Annotated in this window: 18 protein-coding genes; 10 read left to right on the top strand and 8 right to left on the bottom strand. The window is 73.7% G+C overall.

Annotated features, from left to right (window positions below):
• Positions 1 to 3: 3 nt before the first annotated feature.
• The gene (locus IF129_RS02025) at positions 4 to 558 is read left to right on the top strand and encodes a GNAT family N-acetyltransferase (protein WP_191207638.1); all 555 of its coding nucleotides are present in this window, start codon (positions 4 to 6) and stop codon (positions 556 to 558) included.
• 86 nt (positions 559 to 644) lie between these two features.
• Here the strand turns inward: IF129_RS02025 and IF129_RS02020 are convergent, their stop codons facing one another.
• The 3 genes from IF129_RS02020 to IF129_RS02010 all read right to left on the bottom strand — a co-directional run bounded on the left by IF129_RS02020 (position 645) and on the right by IF129_RS02010 (position 3918).
• The gene (locus IF129_RS02020; protein WP_191208228.1) at positions 645 to 1676 is read right to left on the bottom strand and encodes a phosphatidylinositol-specific phospholipase C domain-containing protein; all 1032 of its coding nucleotides are present in this window, start codon (positions 1674 to 1676) and stop codon (positions 645 to 647) included.
• 144 nt (positions 1677 to 1820) lie between these two features.
• Positions 1821 to 3323, bottom strand: a complete 1503-nt coding sequence (locus IF129_RS02015) for an FAD-dependent oxidoreductase (RefSeq protein WP_191208227.1) — start codon at positions 3321 to 3323, stop codon at positions 1821 to 1823.
• Between the two features lie 73 nt (positions 3324 to 3396).
• Positions 3397 to 3918 carry a DUF4240 domain-containing protein gene (locus tag IF129_RS02010; protein WP_191208226.1) on the bottom strand — a complete coding sequence of 174 codons (522 nt, stop codon included), beginning with the start codon at positions 3916 to 3918 and terminating at the stop codon, positions 3397 to 3399.
• Positions 3919 to 4073: 155 nt separating this feature from the next.
• Here IF129_RS02010 and IF129_RS02005 point away from each other — a divergent pair, with 155 nt between their 5' ends.
• A complete protein-coding gene (locus IF129_RS02005; RefSeq protein WP_191207637.1) occupies positions 4074 to 5072 on the top strand; it encodes an SDR family oxidoreductase in 999 nt (332 codons plus the stop codon).
• On the opposite strand, the gene IF129_RS02000 is transcribed toward IF129_RS02005, so the two are convergent.
• Positions 5073 to 6119 carry a helix-turn-helix transcriptional regulator gene (locus IF129_RS02000; protein ID WP_191207636.1) on the bottom strand — a complete coding sequence of 349 codons (1047 nt, stop codon included), beginning with the start codon at positions 6117 to 6119 and terminating at the stop codon, positions 5073 to 5075.
• A 140-nt stretch (positions 6120 to 6259) separates the two neighbouring features.
• Between IF129_RS02000 and IF129_RS01995 the strand changes: the two genes are divergently transcribed.
• The gene (locus IF129_RS01995) at positions 6260 to 7780 is read left to right on the top strand and encodes a sodium-dependent transporter (protein ID WP_191207635.1); all 1521 of its coding nucleotides are present in this window, start codon (positions 6260 to 6262) and stop codon (positions 7778 to 7780) included.
• Positions 7780 to 7917, top strand: coding sequence for a methionine/alanine import family NSS transporter small subunit (locus tag IF129_RS01990; RefSeq protein WP_191207634.1), 138 nt, complete (start codon positions 7780 to 7782; stop codon positions 7915 to 7917). Before IF129_RS01995 ends, IF129_RS01990 begins: the two co-directional genes overlap by 1 nt.
• A gap of 56 nt (positions 7918 to 7973) precedes the next feature.
• Here the strand turns inward: IF129_RS01990 and aceE are convergent, their stop codons facing one another.
• A complete protein-coding gene (gene aceE / locus IF129_RS01985; protein WP_191207633.1) occupies positions 7974 to 10670 on the bottom strand; it encodes a pyruvate dehydrogenase (acetyl-transferring), homodimeric type in 2697 nt (898 codons plus the stop codon).
• Positions 10671 to 10939: 269 nt separating this feature from the next.
• Here aceE and IF129_RS01980 point away from each other — a divergent pair, with 269 nt between their 5' ends.
• The 3 genes from IF129_RS01980 (at position 10940) to IF129_RS01970 (ending at position 14395) form a co-directional block, all read left to right on the top strand.
• The gene (locus IF129_RS01980) at positions 10940 to 11365 is read left to right on the top strand and encodes a helix-turn-helix domain-containing protein (protein ID WP_191207632.1); all 426 of its coding nucleotides are present in this window, start codon (positions 10940 to 10942) and stop codon (positions 11363 to 11365) included.
• Between the two features lie 5 nt (positions 11366 to 11370).
• Positions 11371 to 11787, top strand: a complete 417-nt coding sequence (locus tag IF129_RS01975) for a VOC family protein (protein WP_191207631.1) — start codon at positions 11371 to 11373, stop codon at positions 11785 to 11787.
• A 214-nt stretch (positions 11788 to 12001) separates the two neighbouring features.
• The gene (locus IF129_RS01970; RefSeq protein WP_191207630.1) at positions 12002 to 14395 is read left to right on the top strand and encodes an ATP-binding cassette domain-containing protein; all 2394 of its coding nucleotides are present in this window, start codon (positions 12002 to 12004) and stop codon (positions 14393 to 14395) included.
• A gap of 29 nt (positions 14396 to 14424) precedes the next feature.
• Here the strand turns inward: IF129_RS01970 and IF129_RS01965 are convergent, their stop codons facing one another.
• A complete protein-coding gene (locus IF129_RS01965) occupies positions 14425 to 15063 on the bottom strand; it encodes a GntR family transcriptional regulator (RefSeq protein ID WP_191207629.1) in 639 nt (212 codons plus the stop codon).
• Between the two features lie 103 nt (positions 15064 to 15166).
• Here IF129_RS01965 and IF129_RS01960 point away from each other — a divergent pair, with 103 nt between their 5' ends.
• Both IF129_RS01960 and IF129_RS01955 read left to right on the top strand, forming a co-directional pair.
• Positions 15167 to 15691: a GNAT family N-acetyltransferase gene (locus tag IF129_RS01960; RefSeq protein ID WP_318153495.1), complete on the top strand. Its 525-nt coding sequence runs from the start codon at positions 15167 to 15169 to the stop codon at positions 15689 to 15691.
• Complete coding sequence (locus IF129_RS01955; RefSeq protein WP_191207627.1) at positions 15688 to 16446, top strand: sulfite exporter TauE/SafE family protein; 759 nt, start codon at positions 15688 to 15690, stop codon at positions 16444 to 16446. Before IF129_RS01960 ends, IF129_RS01955 begins: the two co-directional genes overlap by 4 nt.
• 6 nt (positions 16447 to 16452) lie before the next feature.
• Here IF129_RS01955 and IF129_RS01950 read toward each other — a convergent pair whose 3' ends face one another.
• Both IF129_RS01950 and IF129_RS01945 read right to left on the bottom strand, forming a co-directional pair.
• Positions 16453 to 17397, bottom strand: a complete 945-nt coding sequence (locus IF129_RS01950) for a helix-turn-helix domain-containing protein (RefSeq protein ID WP_191207626.1) — start codon at positions 17395 to 17397, stop codon at positions 16453 to 16455.
• A gap of 88 nt (positions 17398 to 17485) precedes the next feature.
• Positions 17486 to 18688, bottom strand: a complete 1203-nt coding sequence (locus IF129_RS01945) for a S1 family peptidase (RefSeq protein ID WP_224754201.1) — start codon at positions 18686 to 18688, stop codon at positions 17486 to 17488.
• Between the two features lie 464 nt (positions 18689 to 19152).
• On the opposite strand from IF129_RS01945, the gene IF129_RS01940 reads away from it, so the two are divergent.
• Positions 19153 to 20145 (top strand): alpha/beta fold hydrolase, encoded by a 993-nt coding sequence (locus IF129_RS01940; protein WP_191207625.1) that lies wholly within the window; start codon positions 19153 to 19155, stop codon positions 20143 to 20145.
• Positions 20146 to 20151 lie beyond the last annotated feature (6 nt).

Here is a 20151-nt window from a genome sequence, read left to right as displayed (position 1 = left end):
GTGATGTCCGACGCACCGCTCGCCACCCCGTACACCGTCCGCGCCGCCCTGCCCGCCGACGTGGAGGGAGCGCGGCGCCTGATGCTCGACACCTTCTACGAGGAGTTCGGGTACGGCTACGTGCCCGCGTGGCACCGGGACGTCGTCGACCTCGCGGCCACCTACCTGGACGACCCCCGACACCTGCTGCTGGTGGCCGTGTGCGACGGGGAGGTCGTCGCCACCACGGGCGTGCGGTCCGGTGGTCCGAACCATCCGCCGCACCCGCGCTGGCTGGTCGAGCGCTACCCCCCGGTGACGACGGCCCAGATCGTGCGGGTGTACGTGCGGACGGGGCACCGGCGCCACGGACTCGCACGGGAGCTGGTGCGGCGGGCCTGCGACTTCGCCGCCGGGACACCCGGCTACGACAGCATCTACCTGCACACCAACGTCAACGTGGAGGGCGCGGAGGCGTTCTGGCGCAGTGTGGCCAAGGAGGTCTTCGACGCCCGCACCACGGGCGAACACGGCCCCGGCGTCAGCACGGTGCACTTCGAGATCCCCATGCCGCACTGACGGCGCCGGCCGGACGGAGGGCGCCGCGGGTGGAGGAGTACCGCCTCGACCCCGTCGGGCTGCCGCGACGGGCCCGCCGCGCGGAGCTAGCCGCGCGGCAGGACGGTGCCGAGCACCTGGGGCAGGGGCGTCCAGTCGGAGCTGACGACGGAGGCGTGGGCGCGTGCCAGCTCCCGCACGCGCTCCCGCGCCTCGGCCTCCGTCGGGTTGCGGGCGTCGACGGCGGGCGGGACGGCGTGGGCGTCGGTCATGACGAGCAGGTAGCCCCGGTCGGCGTACCAGGCGGTGTCGATCGCACCGGCGGCGTACGCGGCGGCGTCCCCGTCGAACACGACGAACCAGGGACGCAGCCCCGCGTCCGCGTACCGGGCCCTCGGGTCGCCGGACTCCGCCCGCAGGACCGCCGGGAACGCGACGGCCCGTTCGGCCGTCCCGGCCGCCGCCAGGGCCCGCAGGTGCCGGGCGTACTCGACGTCGGTCCACAGCGAGTCGAACGGGTTGCCCCGCTCGACCGTCCCCGGTATGAGGTGGATCAGGAACTTCCCGGCCAGCGCCTCCCGCGTGGGCCAGGCCCCGGCCCGCGCGGCGTCGTCCAGCGTGGCGTGCGCTCCCAGCAGGTCGGCGGGGCGGAACAGGACGTCGCCCAGCTCGCGTTCCACCAGGGCGTCGAACGCGGCGGGGCCGCGTCCGCCGGTGCCGTTGAAGCCGTCCTTCATCTCGATCTTCAGCAGGACCGGGCGGTGGCCGGGGTCGGCGTCGTGCCAGGCGCGCAGGTCCGCGAGGCAGCCGGCGAGGTCCCGGTTCCGGCTCCCGGTCCGCAGTTCGGCGGCGGTGGCGGCGTCGACGCAGTTGTTCTCGTTCCACAGCGGCGCGTTGTGGGCCACCCGCCAGCCGACCCCGAAGCCGTTGGTCCACACGTCGAGTTCGAGCATCGCGGCGCCCGAGTCGAGGGCGTCGGCCAGGTAGGGGTAGCGGCTCTGCGCGTAGGCGTTGTGCACCCCCACGCCGGTGCTCTGGGCGTAGGAGAGGGTGTCGGCGTCGGACGTGCGGGGGTCGGCGTGGGCCGGAACGGCGACGGCGGCGGCCAGGAGGGCCGCCGCGGCCAGGGACGAGGACATGCGCACGGGGGGCCGCCTTCGCTGGTGGGGGAGACCAAGTCAGCGCAAGGCTAAGGCAGTTACCCACCAGTTGGGCAGAGGTCGGATGGCCGGTGGGTGACGCCGGCCCGGACGGGGCGGGTCCGGGCCGGCGCCCCGGCGCGGCTACGCCGCGGCCGCCCCGACCGGGGCGGCCGGGCGGCGGACGCCGAAGTCCCGGCACACGGCGTCGGCCGCCCGGGCGGCCGACCGCAGCGCGCCCTGCGGCGTCCCGACGTCGCGGTGGTCGCCGCACACGTACAGCCCCGTGAGCACCCGGACCGTGCGGTGGGCGTCGTGCGGCGCGGGAACGGCGGGCGCCGCGTGCGCCCGGTGGTAGGCGCCGACCAGCTCCCAGGCGTCCGCGTCCACGCCGTGCAGCGCGCTCAGTTGGCGGCGCGCCGCCTTGTCCAGCACGCCCGGCGGGTCGGCCGCCTCGCGGCCCAGCACCACGGACGTCACCAGGGTGCGGCCGGGGAGCGCGCGGGAGGGGTCGGCGGCGGAGGCCACCACGGAGTGCGCCACGGGGCCGCGCCGGTCGGCGTCGAGGACCAGGGCCCCGCCGCCGGCGGGCGGGGCGGCGTCGGCGGAGTGGTGCAGCACGGTGACGGGGTGGAAGCCCGGCACCCGCAGCCCCGGCAGCAGCCGGGCGGCGTCGGGGGCGCCGGTGGCGATGACGACGGCGCGGCAGCCGAGCGTGCCGTGGTCCGCCGTCTCGACCGCGTTCGCCGAGACGGCGACGGCCCGCACCCCGGTGCGCACGGTGCCGCGCGGCAGCCCGGCCGCCAGCAGCCGGGGGACGGCCGCCGCGCCGCCCGCCGGCAGGCACAGCCCGTGCCGGGCGAACGAGCGCAGCGCCAGGTCGACGACCCGGCTGGACGTGGTGAGCTCCGGGTCGCACAGCAGGGCGCCGACCAGCGGGCGCAGCATGGCCTCGACGACGCGCGCGGGCACGCCGCGCGCGGCCAGGGCCCGCCCGGCGGGCAGGTCGGCGCGGGCCAGGAGCCGGGCGGGCGGTGTGGTGGCCAGTCGGGCGAGCTGGTTCCGCAGCCGGGCGGCGTCCAGCGCACTGGTGAGGGCGCGCGCCGGGTGGCGTGCGCCTCCCGTGCCTCCGAGCCCCGGCGGCGGCACGGCCGTGCCCGGCGCGGGCCGGACGGCGCGGGTCCCGCTGATCCGGGCCGTGCGCTCGGTGCTGCGGATCACGACGCCGGGGGCCAGCGGCCGCAGCGCCAGTGCCTCCAGCCCCGGCGTCCCGGTCAGCTCGGGCCAGTCCGCGCAGAGGAACCGTCCGCCGTGGTCGAGCAGGAAGCCGTCCACCTCGTCGGTCGCCAGCCGGCCGCCGATCCCCGCGGCGGCCTCCAGGACGGTGACGGCGAGCCCGGCTCCCACCAGCCGTCGGGCCGCCGCGAGCCCGGCGAGCCCGGCTCCTATGACGATGACGTCCGCGGCGTCCGCGCCGTCCGTGCGACGTGTGCGTGCAGCGCTGAGCACGTGCCCTCCCCGGGGTCGGGAACCGTAGTGCGGCGGTGTGGCGGTCGCGCTGTCCGGCTCATGCCCCCTGGGGGGCTCCGCCAAAGCTCCAGCGCCGTTCGACCCTACGGACCTACGGGATGCGGCGGACACGCGCATGGACAGGGCACGGGCGCACAGCGGTCGCACGGGCGGGCCGTACCGGCCGGCGGCGCCCGCCCGGGTCGGGGTCTCAGCTGCGGAAGCGCGCCCAGAGCTGGGGGAAGCGCTCCGCCAGGACCCGGTCGTCCTCGAAGTTCAGCGGGGTGCCCTCCGGCTCGCGCGGCGGGTCGGGCAGGCCCAGCTCGGGCACTTCGGTGCCCAGCAGTTCCTCGTACGCCTCGTCGGCCGCGAAGCCCAGCTCCTCGGCGTCGCCGTCGACTTCGGGGTCGAAGTCCCCCAGGAGCTCGGCCAGGGCGTCGGGGTCGCGGTGCAGCGCGCCTTCGAAGACCCTGCGGCCCTGCCCGATCAGCCAGCAGCGGAACGCGTCGAAGACGTCGTCGCTCGCACCGTCCAGCAGGACCCAGGCGGCGCCCCACAGGTCCCACCGGTACGCCCGCCGGTACCGGGCCTCGAAGTGCCGTGCGAAGTCGGTGACGGTCTCCGGGTCGAGCTCCGTCAGCCGCTCGACCAGCAGCTCCGCCTGTTCGTCCGGGTCGCCCTCGGCCGCCGTGCGGGCGCCGTCGATCAGCTCCCAGAACTCGTCCTCGTGCATCGTCACGCGACCAGCATCAGCCCCGCGACGTCCTGCCGCACGCCCAGTCCCCCGGGCGGCCGAAGGTCGGGTGGCAAACACGGGAAACACGACAGTGGATGGCTCCATTCGGTGCGAACGTGTGCGCTGACACCGACGTAAGGAGCGAATCGGGCATGACGGAACACAGCACCCCGGTGCAGCGGAACGCCGACGGACCGACGCCGCCGCAGGACGCCGACGGGCCGCTGCGGGGGCGGGTCGCGCTCGTCGCGGGAGCGACGCGCGGGGCCGGCCGGGCCACCGCGGTCGAGCTGGGCCGGGCCGGGGCCACGGTCTACGCGACCGGCCGCACGACGCGTCGCCACGTGAGCGAGGTCGGACGGGCCACGGAGACGATCGAGGAGACGGCCGAGCTGGTCACCGCCGCCGGCGGCACGGGCATCGCCGTGCCCACCGACCACCTGGACCCCGCACAGGTCGAGGCCGCCGTCGCGCGGATCGAGCGCGAGCAGGGCCGGCTGGACGTCCTCGTCAACGACATCTGGGGCGGCGACCACCTCATCGGCTGGGGGCGGCCGATGTGGGAGCACGACCTGCGCGACGGGCTGCGGGCGCTGCGGCTGGGTGTCGAGACCCACCTCGTCACCAGCCACTACGCGATCCCGCTCCTCATCCGCCGGCCCGGCGGCCTCGTCGTCGAGGTGACGGACGGCACCGCCGAGTACAACCGCCGCTACCGCGAGCCCCTCTACTACGACCTGGCCAAGAGCGCGCCGCTGCGCATCACCCGCGGCCTGGCGCGGGAGCTGCCCGCCCACGGCGCGACGGCCGTGGTGGCCACCCCCGGCTGGCTGCGCTCGGAGGCCATGCTCGACACCCACTTCAAGGTGACCGAGGACGGCTGGCGCGAGGGCACGCGGCAGAACCCGGACTTCGCGGTCTCCGAGACACCGCGCTACCTGGCCCGGGGCCTCGCGGCGCTCGCCGCCGACCCGGAACGGGCCCGCTTCAACGGCCACTCCCTCTCCAGCGCCTCGCTGGCCCGGGAGTACGGCGTGACCGACACCGACGGCTCACAGCCGGACGCGTGGGCCTACCTGCTCGACCTGCACGCCCACGAGGAGGCCGGTGAGGAGGCGGGGCCGCGCCCGGACCCGGAGGAGTACCGCTAGTCAGGGGCCCGCCCGGCGCACGTCGGTGTAGAGCGCCGCCGTGCGCCGGGCGGCCTCCGCGAAACGTTCCCGCAGGACGTCCGGGGCCAGGACCTCCACCTCCGGGCCGAGCGCGAACAGCTCCCCGAACGCCACGTCCAGGGACTCGACCGGCAGCCTCACCGTCACGACGTTCCGCCCGCCCCGCTCCGTGCGCTCCCCGGCGGCGAGTGCCTCGGCGGCCGCCGCCCGGTCGCTGTGCACGGACCGCAGCCGCCGCGCACCGGTCTCCGTCAGGCGCACGACGACCTCCTCGCGCAGCAGCGAGCGGGCGAACGCCGCCGCACGCCGGGCCCAGAACGCGGGCAGCTCGAAGTCCTCCGCCCGGCCGAAGCGCTCCTCCCGCACCGCGACCGAGACCAGCCGGTCCACCCGGTACACGCGGAAGGCCGCCTCCCCGGACGCCTCCCCGCCCCCCTCCCCGGCGGGCTCCGCGTCGGGGGCCGCCACGCGGGCCGCGAGGTACCAGACGCCGGCCTTCAGCACGAGTCCGTACGGCTCCAGCGTCCGGGCCACCGTCGCGTCCCGCCGCCGGTAGCGGACCGTCACCCGCCGGTCGTCCCAGAGGGCGTCGGCCAGCCGGGGGAGCAGCCCGGGCGCCGTCGGCTCCTGCCACCAGCCGGGGGCGTCGAGGTGGAAGCGCTGGGCGACACCGCGCCGGGCGTCGCCCAGGTGCGGGTCGAGCGCGGCGAGCACCTTCAGCTCGGCGGCCGACGCGGCGTCCGCCAGGCCGAGGTCGCGCAGGGCGGTCGGCACGCCGGAGAGGAACAGCGCCTCCGCCTCGTCCCGTCCCAGCCCCGTCAGCCGGGTGCGGTATCCGCCGATCAGGCGGTAGCCGCCCGCCCGGCCCCGGTCGGCGTAGACCGGCACCCCGGCCTCCGAGAGCGCCGCGACGTCCCGGACGACCGTGCGCCGCGACACCTCCAGTTCGGCGGCCAGTTCGGCGGCGGTCATCGCCCGCCGGTTCTGGAGCAGGAGTACCAGTCTGATGAGTCGTGCGGCCCGCATAACCGGGCATTGTGCCGGTCCGTCAGGGGCCGCCGCGCGGGCGGGCGTACGGCACGCGTGTCCGCGGGCGGGGGTCACGGGCCGCTGCTAGCGTGCAAAAGACCCATACCCATGCATTCCGTCACAAGGGGATCTGGATGATGAGCGATCAACCCCGCGAGAGGTGGGGCAGCCGGGCGGGCTTCCTGTTGGCCGCGATCGGCTCGGCGGTCGGCCTGGGCAACATCTGGCGCTTCCCGGCCGAGGCGTACCGCAACGGCGGCGGCGCGTTCATGCTGCCCTACCTGATCGCTCTGGTGACGGCCGGTCTGCCGCTGCTGATCATGGAGTACACCATCGGGCGCCGCTACCGCGGCTCCGCACCGGCGTCCTACCTCCGGCTCGGCCGCCCGGCCCAGTTCATCGGCTGGTGGCAGGTGGCGATCTGCTTCGTCATCGCCACCTACTACGCCCTCATCCTCGCCTGGGCCCTGCGCTACGTCGGCTTCTCCGTGGGGCAGAGCTGGGGGGACGACGCGGAGGGCTTCCTGTTCGGGACCTTCCTCCAGGTGGGTGACACCCCCGGTGAGCTCGGCGGCTACGTGGGCGGGGTCTTCTGGCCGCTCCTGGCCATCTGGGTCACCGTCCTGATCACGCTGGCCCTCGGCATCCGGCACGGGATCGAGACGGCGGCGAAGATCTTCATTCCGCTGCTGATCGTCTTCTTCGTCGTCCTCGTCGTCCGGGCCCTCACCCTGGACGGCGCCGACCTGGGCCTGGACGCCCTGTTCACCCCCGACTGGGACGCGTTGACCGACGGGGACGTGTGGGTGGCGGCCTACGGCCAGATCTTCTTCTCGCTGTCCGTCGGCTTCGGCATCATGATCACCTACGCCTCCTACCTGGGACGGCGCTCGGACCTCAGCGGCTCCGCCCTGGTGGCGGGCTTCGCCAACAGCTCCTTCGAGATCCTCGCCGGCATCGGCGTCTTCGCCACCCTCGGCTTCCTCGCGGCGAGCAGCGGCGGCGCGGTCTTCGAGACCGAGGGCGGTCTCGGGCTCGCCTTCGTCGCCTTCCCCACCATCATCTCGGAGATGCCGTGGGGCGGCTTCTTCGGCGTGCTGTTCTTCCTGTCGCTGGTCGTCGCCGGGTGGACGTCGCTCATCAGCATCATGCAGGTCATCGTCGCGGCCGTGCAGGACCGGCTGCGGGTCAACCGGGTCGTCTCGGTGGCGATGGTGGGCACGCTGGTGGCGCTCGTCTCCCTGCTGCTCTACCCGACCAACGGCGGGCTGTACCTGCTGGACGCCGCCGACCGGTTCATCAACCGGTACGGGATCGCCCTCGCCTCGCTGATCTCCGTCATCGTCGTCGCCTGGCTCCTGCGCAAGCTGCCCGTCCTGCAACGCGACGCCGACGCCACCTCCGCGGTCAAACTGGGCCGCTGGTGGAAGCTGTGCCTGGGCATCATCACGCCGATCGTGCTCGGGCTGATGCTCATCGACTCCTTCGCGCAGGAGATCGACGAGAACTACGGGGACTACCCGAGCAGCTTCCTGGCCTGGGCGGGCTGGGGCGTGGCCGGTGGCGCCCTGCTCATCGGGATCGTCCTGTCCCTGATCCCCTGGCGTCGCGGCGCGGAGGTCCCGCCGGACGCGGACGACGAGAAGAGGAGTGCCTGATGTCCGCCAGCGCCATCGTGATGCTGATCGTGTCGATCGTGGTCGTGTGGGGCGGGCTCGCCCTGGCCATCCTCAAGCTGCGCGGCCACCCGGAGGTGGAGCTGCCGCCCGAGTCCCCGGAGGAGCACTCCATCTGACGCGGCGTGGGGGCCGCGACCGGGCGTCGGTCGCGGCCCCCACGCGTGGCCGTGGATCAGGCCAGGCCGTAGCGTTCGGCGGCCTCGCGGACGGTCTCCTGCTTCACCTCGCCGCGCCGGGCCAGCCGCGCCAGCGCCGCGACGGTGACGGACCGCGCGTCCACGCCGAAGTGCCGGCGGGCGTTCTCCCGCGTGTCGGACAGGCCGAAGCCGTCCGTGCCCAGCGAGGAGTAGTCGCCCGGCACCCACTGGCTGATCTGGTCCGGCACCTGCCGCATCCAGTCGCTGACGGCCAGCACCGGCCCCGGCGCGTCCTGCAGGACCCGCGTGACGTACGGGGTGCGCTCCTCGCCGCGCAGCGCGGCGGCGTCGCACTCCAGCGCGTCGCGGCGCAGCTCGCCCCACGACGTCGCCGACCACACGTCCGCCGCGACGCCCCACTCCTCGGCCAGCAGCCGCTGCGCCTCCAGGACCCAGTGGATCGCCGTGCCGGAGCCGAGCAGCTGCACGCGCGGCACGTCGGCGTCGGGGTTCTCGGGGTTCTGGACGCTTCCCCGGTTGAAGCGGTAGAGCCCCTTGACGATGCCCTCCTCGACCCCCTCGGGCATGGCGGGCTGCTGCTTGGGCTCGTTGTAGACCGTCAGGTAGTAGAAGACGTCCTCGGGGTTCTCCCCGTACATCCGGCGCAGGCCGTCCTTGACGATGACGCCGATCTCGTACGCGAAGGCCGGGTCGTAGTTCAGCGCGGCCGGGTTCGTCGCCGCGATCAGGTGGGAGTGGCCGTCGGCGTGCTGGAGGCCCTCGCCGGTGAGCGTCGTGCGGCCCGCCGTCGCGCCCACCACGAACCCCCGGCCCAGCTGGTCGCCCAGCGCCCAGAACTGGTCGGCCGTGCGCTGCCAGCCGAACATCGAGTAGAAGATGTAGAACGGGATCATCGGCTCGCCGTGGGTGGCGTACGACGTCGCCGCCGCCGTGAAGTCGGCCATGGCGCCGGCCTCGGTGATCCCCTCGTTGAGGATCTGCCCGTCCTTGGCCTCCTTGTAGTACATCAGCTGGTCGCGGTCGACCGGCTCGTACGTCTGGCCCAGCGGGGAGTAGATGCCCGCGGACGGGAAGAGCGCCTCCATGCCGAAGGTGCGCGCCTCGTCCGGGACGATCGGCACCCAGCGTCTGCCGGTCTCCTTGTCCCGCATCAGGTCCTTCACCAGCCGGACGAACGCCATGGTCGTGGCGATCTCCTGGTTGCCGCTGCCCTTGGCGAGCGCGGCGAAGGGGCGGTCGGCCGGGGCCGGCAGCGCCACCGGGTGGACCGTGCGGGCCGGCGCCGGGCCGCCCAGTTCGGCGCGCCGCTCCCGCAGGTAGCGCACCTCGGGGCTGTCGGCGCCCGGGTGCGCGTAGGGCACCAGCTCGTCGTCCAGCTTCGCGTCCGGGATCGGCAGCTCCAGCAGGTCCCGCATGGCGCGGAACTCCTTGCCGGAGAGCTTCTTCATCTGGTGGTTGGCGTTGCGCGACTCGAAGCCGGGGCCCAGCGTCCAGCCCTTGACCGTCTGGGCCAGGACGACGGTCGGCGCGCCCCGGTGCTCCACGGCCGCCCGGTAGGCCGCGTACACCTTGCGCGGCTCGTGGCCCGCGCGGGAGGTGTGGAAGCACTCGGCGATCTTCGCGTCCGACAGCCGCTTCGCCAGCTCGGCGAGGGCCGGGTCGGCGCCGAAGAAGTGCTCGCGGATGTAGCCGGCGTCGCGGGTGGCGTACGTCTGGAACTGCGCGTCCGGCACCTCGCGCAGGCGGCGCAGCAGCGCACCGGTGGTGTCGAGCGCGATGAGCTCGTCCCAGGCCGAGCCCCACAGCGACTTCACGACGTTCCAGCCGGCCGCGCGGAACTGGGCCTCCAGCTCCTGCACGATCTTGAAGTTGGCGCGGACGGGGCCGTCGAGGCGCTGGAGGTTGCAGTTGATGACGAAGGTGAGGTTGTCCAGCTGCTCGCGCGCCGCGAGGGCGAGGGCGGCCGTCGACTCCGGCTCGTCCATCTCGCCGTCGCCGAGGAACGCCCAGACGTGGCTGCGGCTGGTGTCCTTGATCCCCCGGTGCTCCAGGTAGCGGTTGAACCGTGCCTGGTAGACGGCCGAGAGCGGGCCCAGGCCCATCGAGACGGTCGGGAACTCCCACAGCCACGGCAGCCGCCGGGGGTGCGGGTAGGACGGCAGGCCCTTGCCGCCGGCCTCCTGGCGGAAGTGGTCCAGGTTCTCCTCGGTGATCCGGCCCTCCAGGAAGGCGCGGGCGTAGATCCCGGGGGAGGCGTGGCCCTGGATGTACAGCTGGTCACCGGAGCCGTGCCGCTCCGGGTCCTCCTTGCCGCGGAAGAAGTGCTGGAAGCCCGTCTCGTAGAGCCAGGCCGCCGAGGCGTAGGTGGCGATGTGGCCGCCGACGCCGTACCGGCTGCCGCGCGTCACCATGGCGGCGGCGTTCCAGCGGTTCCAGGCCGTGATGCGGGTCTCCATCTCCGGGTCGCCGGGCAGTTCCGGCTCGGCGGCGGTGGGGACGGTGTTGACGTACTCCGTCTCCAGCAGCGACGGCACGGCGAGGCCGCTGTGCCGGGCGTGCTCGACCGTCCGGCGCACCAGGTAGGCGGCGCGCCGCGGACCGGCTTCGGCCGCCACGGCGTCCAGGGACTCCCGCCATTCGGCGGTCTCCTGCGGATCGCGGTCGGGGAGCTGGTCCAGCTCGCTCGCCGGGGTGCGTACGGGACGGGTCATCGTGGGCCGCCTTCCGGGGATGAGGACGGTGGTGGGGCTGAAAGGTGCAGGGCAGGACAGGGGTGAGCCCGCGCCGATGACCATAAGCCTCGATCGATGATCGATCAAAGCCCGGGGTGCGAAAATGTGTTCCACGGGCCAAAATCGGCATTCCGTGCCACGAAACCGGGCACTCGGTGCCCTCGCCCGCCGGGTCCGCGCGGACCGCGCGGTACGCGCGGACCCGGCGTGCCCCGCCGCCCGGCGGGCCGGTGTGGGATCGTGACCGGGTGAACCTGGACGACCTGGTCCGGCTGCGCCGGGCCCGCGACGCGATGGACCGCGACTACGCGGAGCCGCTCGACGTCCCCGCCCTCGCCCGCGTCGCCCTCATGTCACCGGGCCACTTCTCCCGCAGCTTCCGCGCGGCCTTCGGGGAGACGCCGTACGGCTACCTCATGACCCGCCGCATCGAGCGCGCCAAGGCGCTGCTGCGCCGGGGCGACCTGAGCGTGACCGACGTCTGCGTCGCCGTCGGCTGCACCTCGCTGGGCTCCTTCAGCTCGCGGTTCACCGAACTGGTGGGGGAGACCCCGAGCGCCTACCGGGCCCGCGACCACGCCGAGGGCGCCGCCGTCCCGGCCTGCGTCGCCAAGGTCTACACCCGACCGGTCAGGAACGGAGAAGCCCGCACGACGCCCCCGCCCGTAGCGTGACGGGCATGGAGATCAACCTTTCGCAGTGCTTCATCGCCGTCGACGACCACGACAAGGCGCTCGCCTTCTACCGGGACGCCCTCGGGCTGGAGGTCCGGGGCGACGTCGGCTTCGAGGGAATGCGCTGGGTGACCCTCGGCGCCCCCGCGCAGCCCGACGTCAGCATCGTGCTCGAACCGCCGGTGGCCGACCCGAACGCCTCGCCCGACGACCGGCGGGCCATGGCCGAACTCCTGGCCAAGGGCCTCCTGCGCGCCGTCATCTTCGCCACCGACGACTGCGACGCGACGTTCGAACACCTCCGCGCCGCCGGTGCCGACGTGCTCCAGGAACCGGTCGACCAGCCCTACGGCGTCCGCGACTGCGCCTTCCGCGACCCCGCCGGGAACATGGTGCGCTTCAGCCAGGCCGGCCGGCGCTGAACCCGCCCCCGGGCGCCGGAGGTTGACCTTCGGCGCCCGGGGATATCGACCTGCGGCCCGAACGCGGCCCGGCTACCGTGGAGCCGCGCGGCGCACCGCCGCCGCAGCCCCGGGGCCGCGCCCTCCGGCCCCCGCAGACACCCCGTAACCCCACGTACCGCCCGCAGCCGCTCCGGCACACCACCGGGGCCGCACCACCCTGTACGGAGACACGATGAGCAGGTCCACGACGCCGGACACGCCGACACCCCCGGTGCGGGCGGCCGACCGCCACGAACTGATCCGCGTGCAGGGGGTGCGCGAGAACAACCTCAAGGACATCAGCGTCGAGCTCCCCAAACGCCGGCTCACGGTGTTCACCGGCGTCTCCGGCTCGGGCAAGAGCTCGCTGGTCTTCGACACCATCGCCGCCGAGTCCCAGCGGCTGATCAACGAGACCTACAGCGCCTTCGTCCAGGGCTTCATGCCTACCCTCGCCCGCCCCGAGGCCGACGTCCTCGACGGCCTGACCACCGCGATCATCGTCGACCAGCAGCGGATGGGCGCCGACCCCCGTTCCACGGTCGGCACCGCCACCGACGCCAACGCGATGTTGCGCATCCTCTTCAGCCGGCTCGGCCGGCCGCACATCGGCTCGCCCAACGCCTACTCCTTCAACGTCCCCTCCGTGCGGGCGAGCGGAGCCGTCACCGTCGAACGCGGGAACAACGCCAAGGCCGTCAAGCAGACCTTCAGCCGCACCGGCGGCATGTGCCCGCACTGCGAGGGCCGCGGCACCGTCACCGACATCGACCTCGGCCAGCTCTACGACGACTCCAAGTCGATCGCCGAGGGCGCCTTCACCATCCCCGGCTGGAAGTCGGACAGCTGGTGGACCGTGCGGACCTACGCCGAGTCCGGCTTCCTCGACCCGAACAAGCCGATCCGCGAGTTCACCGAGCGCGAGATGCGGGACTTCCTCCACCGGGAGCCCACCAAGGTCAAGGTCGAGGGCGTGAACCTCACCTACGAGGGCCTGCTCCCCAAGCTCCGCAAGTCGATGCTGTCCAAGGACCCGGAGGCGATGCAGCCCCACATCCGCGCCTTCGTCGACCGCGCCGTCACCTTCACCGCCTGTCCCGAGTGCGACGGCACCCGGCTGAGCGAGGGCGCCCGCTCCTCGAAGATCCGGGGCCTCAGCATCGCCGACGCCTGCGCCCTGCAGATCGACGACCTGGCCGACTGGGTGCGCGGCCTCGACGAGCCCTCGGTGGCACCGCTGCTCACCACCCTGCGGCGCACGCTCGACTCCTTCACCGAGATCGGCCTCGGCTACCTCTCCCTCGACCGGCCCTCGGGCACGCTCTCCGGCGGCGAGGCGCAGCGCGTCAAGATGATCCGCCACCTCGGCTCCTCGCTCACCGACGTCACCTACGTCTTCGACGAACCGACCGTCGGCCTCCACCCGCACGACATCCAGCGGATGAACGACCTGCTGCTGCGGCTGCGGGACAAGGGCAACACGGTGCTCGTCGTGGAGCACAAGCCGGAGACGATCGCGATCGCCGACCACGTCGTGGACCTCGGCCCCGGCGCGGGGACCGAGGGCGGCACCGTCTGCTTCGAGGGCACCGTCGAGGGACTGCGCGCCGCAGGCACCCTCACCGGACGCCACCTCGACGACCGGGCCGCCCTCAAGGAGACCGTCCGCACGCCCACCGGCACGCTGCCGATCCGGGGCGCCGACCGGCACAACCTGCGCGACGTGGACGTGGACGTCCCGCTCGGGGTGCTCGTCGTCGTCACCGGCGTCGCCGGCTCGGGCAAGAGCTCCCTCGTACACGGCTCGATCCCCGCCGGCGAGGGCGTCGTCTCGGTCGACCAGAGCCCCATCCGGGGCTCGCGGCGGAGCAACCCGGCGACCTACACCGGGCTGCTCGACCCGATCCGCAAGACCTTCGCCAAGGCCAACGGCGTCAAGCCCGGGCTGTTCAGCGCCAACTCCGAGGGCGCCTGCCCGAACTGCAACGGCGCCGGCGTCGTCTACACCGACCTCGCGATGATGGCCGGGGTGGCGACCACCTGCGAGGAGTGCGAGGGCCGACGCTTCGACGGCTCCGTGCTGGAGTACCACCTCGGCGGACGCGACATCAGCGAGGTGCTCGCGATGTCGGTCGCCGAGGCGGAGGAGTTCTTCGGCACCGGGGAGGCGCGGACGCCGGCCGCCCACAAGATCCTCACCCGGCTCGCCGACGTCGGCCTCGGCTACCTGGGGCTCGGCCAGCCGCTGACCACCCTCTCCGGCGGCGAGCGGCAGCGGCTCAAGCTCGCCTCCCACATGGGCGACCAGGGCGGCGTCTACGTCCTGGACGAGCCGACCACCGGGCTGCACCTGGCCGACGTCGAACAGCTCCTCGGCCTGCTCGACCGGCTCGTCGACGCGGGCAAGTCCGTCATCGTCATCGAACACCACCAGGCCGTCATGGCCCACGCCGACTGGATCATCGACCTCGGCCCCGGCGCGGGCCACGACGGCGGCAAGGTCGTCTTCGAGGGCACCCCCGCCGACCTCGTCGCCGCCCGCTCCACCCTCACCGGCGAGCACCTCGCCGCCTACATCGGCGGCTGACGGGCGAGGTGGGCCCCGGGCCCGCGACGTCAGCGGACGTCGCGACCCGGGGCCGGGGCGCAGCCCAGCACGTGGTCCTTCACCAGCTGCGCGACGTTCGGGTCCGCCCGGCGGAACGCGGCCACCACCGCGTCGTGCTCCTCGGCGTAGGACTGCTGCACCGTGCCCAGCCAGCGGATCGACAGCGCGGTCCACACCTCGATGCCCAGCGACTCCCAGGTGTGCAGCAGCACGCTGTTGCCCGACGCCCGCACCAGCTCCCGGTGGAAGGCGACGGTGTGCCGCACCTGCGCCTCACCGTCGCCCGCCCGGTCCGCCTCGTACAACGCGGCGACGTGCGGCTCCAGGGCCGAGACGTCCCGGGCCAGCCGAGGCGCCGCGAGCTCCGCCGCCATCTGCTCCAGGCCCGCCCGCACGGGGTAGATCTCCTCCAGGTCGGCCGCCGACAGCGCGCGCACCCGCACGCCCTTGTTCGGCGCCGACTCGATCAGCCGCAGCGTCTCCAGCTCGCGCAGCGCCTCCCGCACCGGCGTCTGGCTGACCTCCAGCTCCACCGCGATGCGGCGCTCCACGATCCGCTCGCCCGGCTTCCACCGGCCACTGACGATGCCCTCCACGATGTGCTCGCGGATCTGCTCCCGCAGTGAGTGGACGACGGGCGGTGCCATGGGCGCTCCTAACTGTCGACCTCCGACAATACGGCGCCCACCGCACCGGCTACTCACCGGTCACCTCGGTGCGCCGTGCGGGCGGGCGGTAGGGTCCCTGATCGTGCCGACGATCTCGCCGCTCTCCGGGTCGGACCTCCTCGCCGAGGCCGACACCCTCGCCCGTCTCCTGGTCGACGTGGTCGCCGACGGCGCCTCGGTCGGCTTCCTCGCCCCGCTGCCCCACACCGAGGCGCGGTCCTGGTGGCTCGCGCGGGCCGACGCCGTCACCGCCGGCGCCGCCCTCGTCTGGGTGGCCCGCACGCCGGACGGACGCGCCGTGGGGACCATCACCTTGACCCCCGGGGGCATGCCCAACGGCCGGCACCGCGCCGACGTGGCGAAGCTCATGGTCCACCCCGACGCGCGCGGCCGGGGCGTCGCCCGCGACCTGCTGAGGGCCGCCGAGGACGCCGCCCGCGAGGCCGGGATCACCCTGCTCGTCCTCGACACCGAGACCGGCAGCCCCGCCGAACGCCTCTACCGGGCCGCCGGCTGGACGGAGGCGGGCACCGTGCCCGACTACGCCGCCGACCCCGCCGGCGTCCTGCGGCCGACCACGTACTACTACAAGCGGACGGCGTCGTGAGCGTCCTGGAGCTGACGGCCATCGCGGCCTCCGGCGTCGCGGCCGGCGGGATCAACGCCGTCGTGGGCTCCGGAACCCTCATCACCTTCCCGACGCTCCTCGCGTTCGGGTACCCGCCGGTGCTCGCCAACGTCTCCAACAACGTCGGCCTGGTCCCGGGCGTGCTCAGCGCCGCCTGGGGCTACCGGCGGGAGCTGCGGGGCCAGCGCCGCCGCGTCCTGCGCTTCGGCACGGGCTCCCTGATCGGCGGCCTCATCGGGGCCCTGCTCCTGCTGAAGCTGCCGCCCGAGGCGTTCCAGGCCGTCGTCCCCGTCCTGATCCTGACGGCCTGCGTGCTCGTCGTGCTCCAACCGCGCCTGAACCGCTGGCTGGTCTCGCGCCGCCCGGACGGCGCCGACGCCGACGGCGGCGTGCCCCTGTGGCTCGGCGTCCTCGGCACCGGCGTGTACGGCGGTTACTTCGGCGCCGCCCAGGGCGTGCTCATGATGGGCCTGTTCGGCAGCGTCCTCGACGACGACCTGCAACGGCTGAACGCCGTGAAGAACGTCCTGTCGTCCATCGTGAACGGCGTCGCGGCGGTCGTCTTCATCGCCGTCACGCACATCGACTGGGCGGCCGCCGCGGCCATCGCCGTCGGCGCGACGATCGGCGGCACGCTGGGCGCCCGGTTCGGCCGCCGACTGCCCCCGACGGCCCTGCGCGCGGTCATCATCACCGTCGGCGTCATCGCCTCCGCCGCCCTGATCCTGGGCTAGGCACCTTCACCCCTCGGGGGGCAGGTCCGGCCACTCCCAGAGGAGGCCGTGCACACCGACGGGGCACTTCCCCGGCAGGAGGTGCACGGAGTGCGAGGCATCCAGGGCGACGGGGCGGGTCTCCCGGACCGCCGTGTGGAAGTTCTCCCGGTACGACCGGTAGCAGCGCACCGGCAGCGCCTCGGGACGGAAGCGCACGTGCAGGAGGTACTCGCGGAGGTTGATCCGGGTACCGCGCTCGTAGTGGTCGTCGACCGCGACCTGGGCGTCGCCGAACACCGTGTAGTCGATGAGCGCCGTCTCGTTGCTGGCCAGGACCCGCCCGAAGTGGATCTCGGCGATCAGACACCTCATGTCGCCGTCGAACCGGACCTCACCGAGCCGTCCGCCGCTCACCCGGAGGGTGGGCGGGACCGTCTGTCCGATGACGTGTGCCACGGTCAGCCGGTCCGCCCCCTCACGCACCGCGCGCACGATCTGCGTCACGTGGACCTTGCTCAACCTGCGCCGGGCGTCGATGTCGACCGTCTCGTGGAGGAACAGCGCGTGGAGGTCCGCGTTGAACCGCTCGAAGGCGTCTCCGAGCAGCTGCTCGATCGGGGAGTCCGCGCCGTACAGCCGCCGGGAGGCCCGAACGTCCTGCAGGGTGTGGGGCGTCCGACCGCGCGGGCGCTGTGCGACCAGCAGGGACGTCAGCGCGCCGGGCTGCTGGCCGAGGATGTTCTCCAGCTCCCGCAGCGCGCGCAGCGACTGGGCTCGTTCGGGCAGGCTGCGACCGCGCTGCCAGTGGCTCAGGGTCGCCGGGCTGACGTTGATGCCCTTCGTCGCCAGGTGGTCGCAGACGCGTTCCAGCGTCAGTCCGCGGCTCCGCAACGCGCCGCGGAAGGCGTCCGCGAACGTCGCCCGGCCGGTGGTGGGGCTTGCCGGCCTGCCGTGGGTCTCGGACGTCATGGGCTCCTCCGGGTGGTGCGGTGCGGCGGTGAACGCCGCGAGGGGCGGCCCGCGCACTGCGCGGGCCGCCCCGTTCCGCCGGTGGTGATCAGTGGGTGTTGAGGGTGAGGCCGTAGTAGCTCAGGGCGTCGTCCAGCGGCTGGAAGTACGAGCTGCCCGAAGCGTAGACACCTCCGCTGCACCGCTGGTTGAGCGGGCCGCCGGAGGTCATGCCCTGGGCCTGGTCGCCGGAGATGTAGGCACCGCCGCTGTCGCCGCCCTCGGTGCAGACCGAGGAGCTCGCGAGGCCGGTGACCACCGTGTCGGGGCCGCCCGAGCGGTCGACGTAGGTGACCGTCCGGTTGTAGGAGTCGATCTCCCCACACGTCCAGCCGGTGGTGGCGCCGGACTTGCAGACGGTCGAGCCGACGCTCCCGCGCTGGCTGCCGCGGACGGCCTTGTTCGAGCCGTTGCCCCAGGTGCCCACCTGGGTGGCGATGGAGTCGCCCCGGTCGATCCGGGCGACGCCCATGTCCACGCTGCGGGTGCCGAGGCTGTAGCGCGTGTGGTCGCCGACGGCGAACCGGCCGCCGTCGAAGTACAGGCCCGTGTCCGGGCTGATGCAGTGACCGGCGCTGACCAGGTACTGGTTCCCGGAGCGGTCCCGCGCCCCGTAGCCGACCGAGCACCAGCTGTTGGGGTTGTTGTTCGGGTTCATCTCGCTGCCGGGGTAGACCGTCGTCTGCGCCTCCAGCCGCTCGTCGGTCTCGACGGTGCGCACGGCGTCGCCGAACTTCTCGGCCTTCTTCAGGAACGCCTGCGTGGCCGGGGCGGAGGCGTCGCGCACCTCGATGGTCACGACGTCGTCGGCGAGGTCCACACCGAAGGCGGTGACGCCCGAGGGGGTCCGCTGCGTCGCCGCCTCGTTTAGCGTGCTCATGACATCACGGAGAACGTCGTCGCCGTGCTCGGCTATGCGGCCGTCGAGCCCGGCCTTCTCGACCCGGTCCCGCGCGGCGGCGTCGGCCACGTTGACGACGAGGTCACCCCGTTCGTCGAAGAACGCCCCTTCGCTGTCCAGGCCCTTCGCCTCCAGCGAGTCCAGCGTCCTCTCCTGCTGCGCCTGGTCGTCGAGCAGGGCCACGGCGTCGGCCTCGGTGACGTCGAGCGACGCCGCCAGTGCCGTGATCATTTCCGGCTGGTACCGCTCGGCGTCGCCGGAGCCGTTCGCCTGGGCGGTGACCGGAGCCGTCATCGCGAGCACCGCACCGGCCGCGATACCGGCGACCGCGTACTTCTTGGAAATCCTCAACGCACACTCCTTCAGGTCACGGATCCCGGCCGGCTGGGGGGTTGGGGCATGCCGAGAACGGCACGCGGGGTGGCCGGGGTCCGGCGGAACACCGGTGTGAACGGGTTCCGCGGCTGAGACTCTGCTCGTTGGCGCAGGCGCGCCGCAAGGCTCCTGCGGCGGCCGGTTTTTTACAGACGATCAGCAACCTGTTGACGTCCGAGGACAGCGGGCCGACGTATGGCGGAGCTGAGCCGTCGGCGGAGGCTGTCCGGTGACGCGACGTCAGCACGCACAGAACGTTCCCCTCCGCCCTGGTGTGCCGCAATCCTTGCGGTGCTGCGGCCTGCGAACTGGGGCCCGGTGTGCGCGCCCGGGCGTCGCCTGGACGACCGTTCGCCAGGTCGGCAACGGCGCTCGCGCGGGGCGGACGCCGCACCGCATGATCGGGAGGACAACGGCCACCCGCCGAGCGAGGAGACGCCATGCACCAGCCCCCGCCGTCCGCCGACCCGCGGCACCGCACCGTCGAAGCGCCCGCCGGGCGCCTGCACCTGGTCGAACAGGGCACCGGCCCCCTGGTGCTGCTCGTCCACGGCTTCCCCGAGTCCTGGTACTCCTGGCGTCACCAGCTCCCCGCCCTCGCCGCGGCCGGATACCGGGCCGTGGCGCCCGACGTGCGGGGCTACGGCCGCTCCTCCCGGCCCGCCGAGGTCGACGCCTACCGGATGCGGGAACTGGTCGAGGACAACGTCGCCCTCGTGCGGGCCCTGGGCGAGGAGAGGGCGGTGGTCGTCGGGCACGACTGGGGCTCCACCATCGCCGCGCTCTCCGCCCTGCTCCACCCCGAGGTCTTCCGCGCCGTCGGACTGCTGAGCGTCCCCTACGCGCCGCCGGGCGGGCCCCGCCCCAGCGACGTCTTCACCGGGATGGGCGGGGACGAGGAGGAGTTCTACGTCTCCTACTTCCAGGAGCCCGGCCGGGCCGAGGCGGAGATCGAGCCCGACGTGCGGGGCTGGCTGGCCGGCTTCTACGCGGCCATGTCCGGCGACACGATGCCCGGCGAGGGCGAGCCCGATCCGCACTTCCTGGCCCGCCCCGGCGGCCGGCTGCGCGACCGCTTCCCGCGCGGTGTACGGCCCGCCTGGCTGGGCGAGGACGACCTCGACGTGTACGCCGGGGAGTTCGAGCGCACCGGCATGACCGGGGCCCTCAACCGCTACCGCGCCATGGACCGGGACTGGGCGGACCTCGCTCCCCACCGGGGCGCACCGATCCCGCAGCCGTCCCTGTTCGCCGGTGGCTCCCTGGACGCCTCCACGACCTGGATGGCCGACGCGATCGACGCCTACCCCGTCACGCTCCCCGGCCTGACCTCCTCCCACGTCCTGGACGGCTGCGGGCACTGGATCCAGCAGGAGCGGCCCGAGGAGGTCAACCGGCTGCTGACGGCCTGGCTCGCCTCCCTGCCGGACTGAGCGGTA

It is taken from the genome of Streptomyces chumphonensis, assembly GCF_014779715.1.
Taxonomy (GTDB): Bacteria; Actinomycetota; Actinomycetes; order Streptomycetales; family Streptomycetaceae; genus Streptomyces; species Streptomyces chumphonensis.
Note: the sequence above shows the minus strand (reverse complement) of the source record. Positions and strands in the feature narration are given on the sequence as shown.

Coding starts and splice junctions, on each gene's coding strand:
- IF129_RS02015 (WP_191208227.1), bottom strand. CDS start 3,323: ATGCGCGTGTCCGCCGCATCCCGTAGGTCCGTAGGGTCGAACGGCGCT.
- IF129_RS01995 (WP_191207635.1), top strand. CDS start 6,260: ATGAGCGATCAACCCCGCGAGAGGTGGGGCAGCCGGGCGGGCTTCCTG.
- IF129_RS02005 (WP_191207637.1), top strand. CDS start 4,074: ATGACGGAACACAGCACCCCGGTGCAGCGGAACGCCGACGGACCGACG.
- IF129_RS02000 (WP_191207636.1), bottom strand. CDS start 6,119: ATGCGGGCCGCACGACTCATCAGACTGGTACTCCTGCTCCAGAACCGG.
- IF129_RS02025 (WP_191207638.1), top strand. CDS start 4: ATGTCCGACGCACCGCTCGCCACCCCGTACACCGTCCGCGCCGCCCTG.
- IF129_RS01940 (WP_191207625.1), top strand. CDS start 19,153: ATGCACCAGCCCCCGCCGTCCGCCGACCCGCGGCACCGCACCGTCGAA.
- IF129_RS01965 (WP_191207629.1), bottom strand. CDS start 15,063: ATGGCACCGCCCGTCGTCCACTCACTGCGGGAGCAGATCCGCGAGCAC.
- IF129_RS01975 (WP_191207631.1), top strand. CDS start 11,371: ATGGAGATCAACCTTTCGCAGTGCTTCATCGCCGTCGACGACCACGAC.
- IF129_RS02020 (WP_191208228.1), bottom strand. CDS start 1,676: ATGTCCTCGTCCCTGGCCGCGGCGGCCCTCCTGGCCGCCGCCGTCGCC.
- IF129_RS01990 (WP_191207634.1), top strand. CDS start 7,780: ATGTCCGCCAGCGCCATCGTGATGCTGATCGTGTCGATCGTGGTCGTG.
- aceE (WP_191207633.1), bottom strand. CDS start 10,670: ATGACCCGTCCCGTACGCACCCCGGCGAGCGAGCTGGACCAGCTCCCC.
- IF129_RS01970 (WP_191207630.1), top strand. CDS start 12,002: ATGAGCAGGTCCACGACGCCGGACACGCCGACACCCCCGGTGCGGGCG.
- IF129_RS02010 (WP_191208226.1), bottom strand. CDS start 3,918: ATGCACGAGGACGAGTTCTGGGAGCTGATCGACGGCGCCCGCACGGCG.
- IF129_RS01950 (WP_191207626.1), bottom strand. CDS start 17,397: ATGACGTCCGAGACCCACGGCAGGCCGGCAAGCCCCACCACCGGCCGG.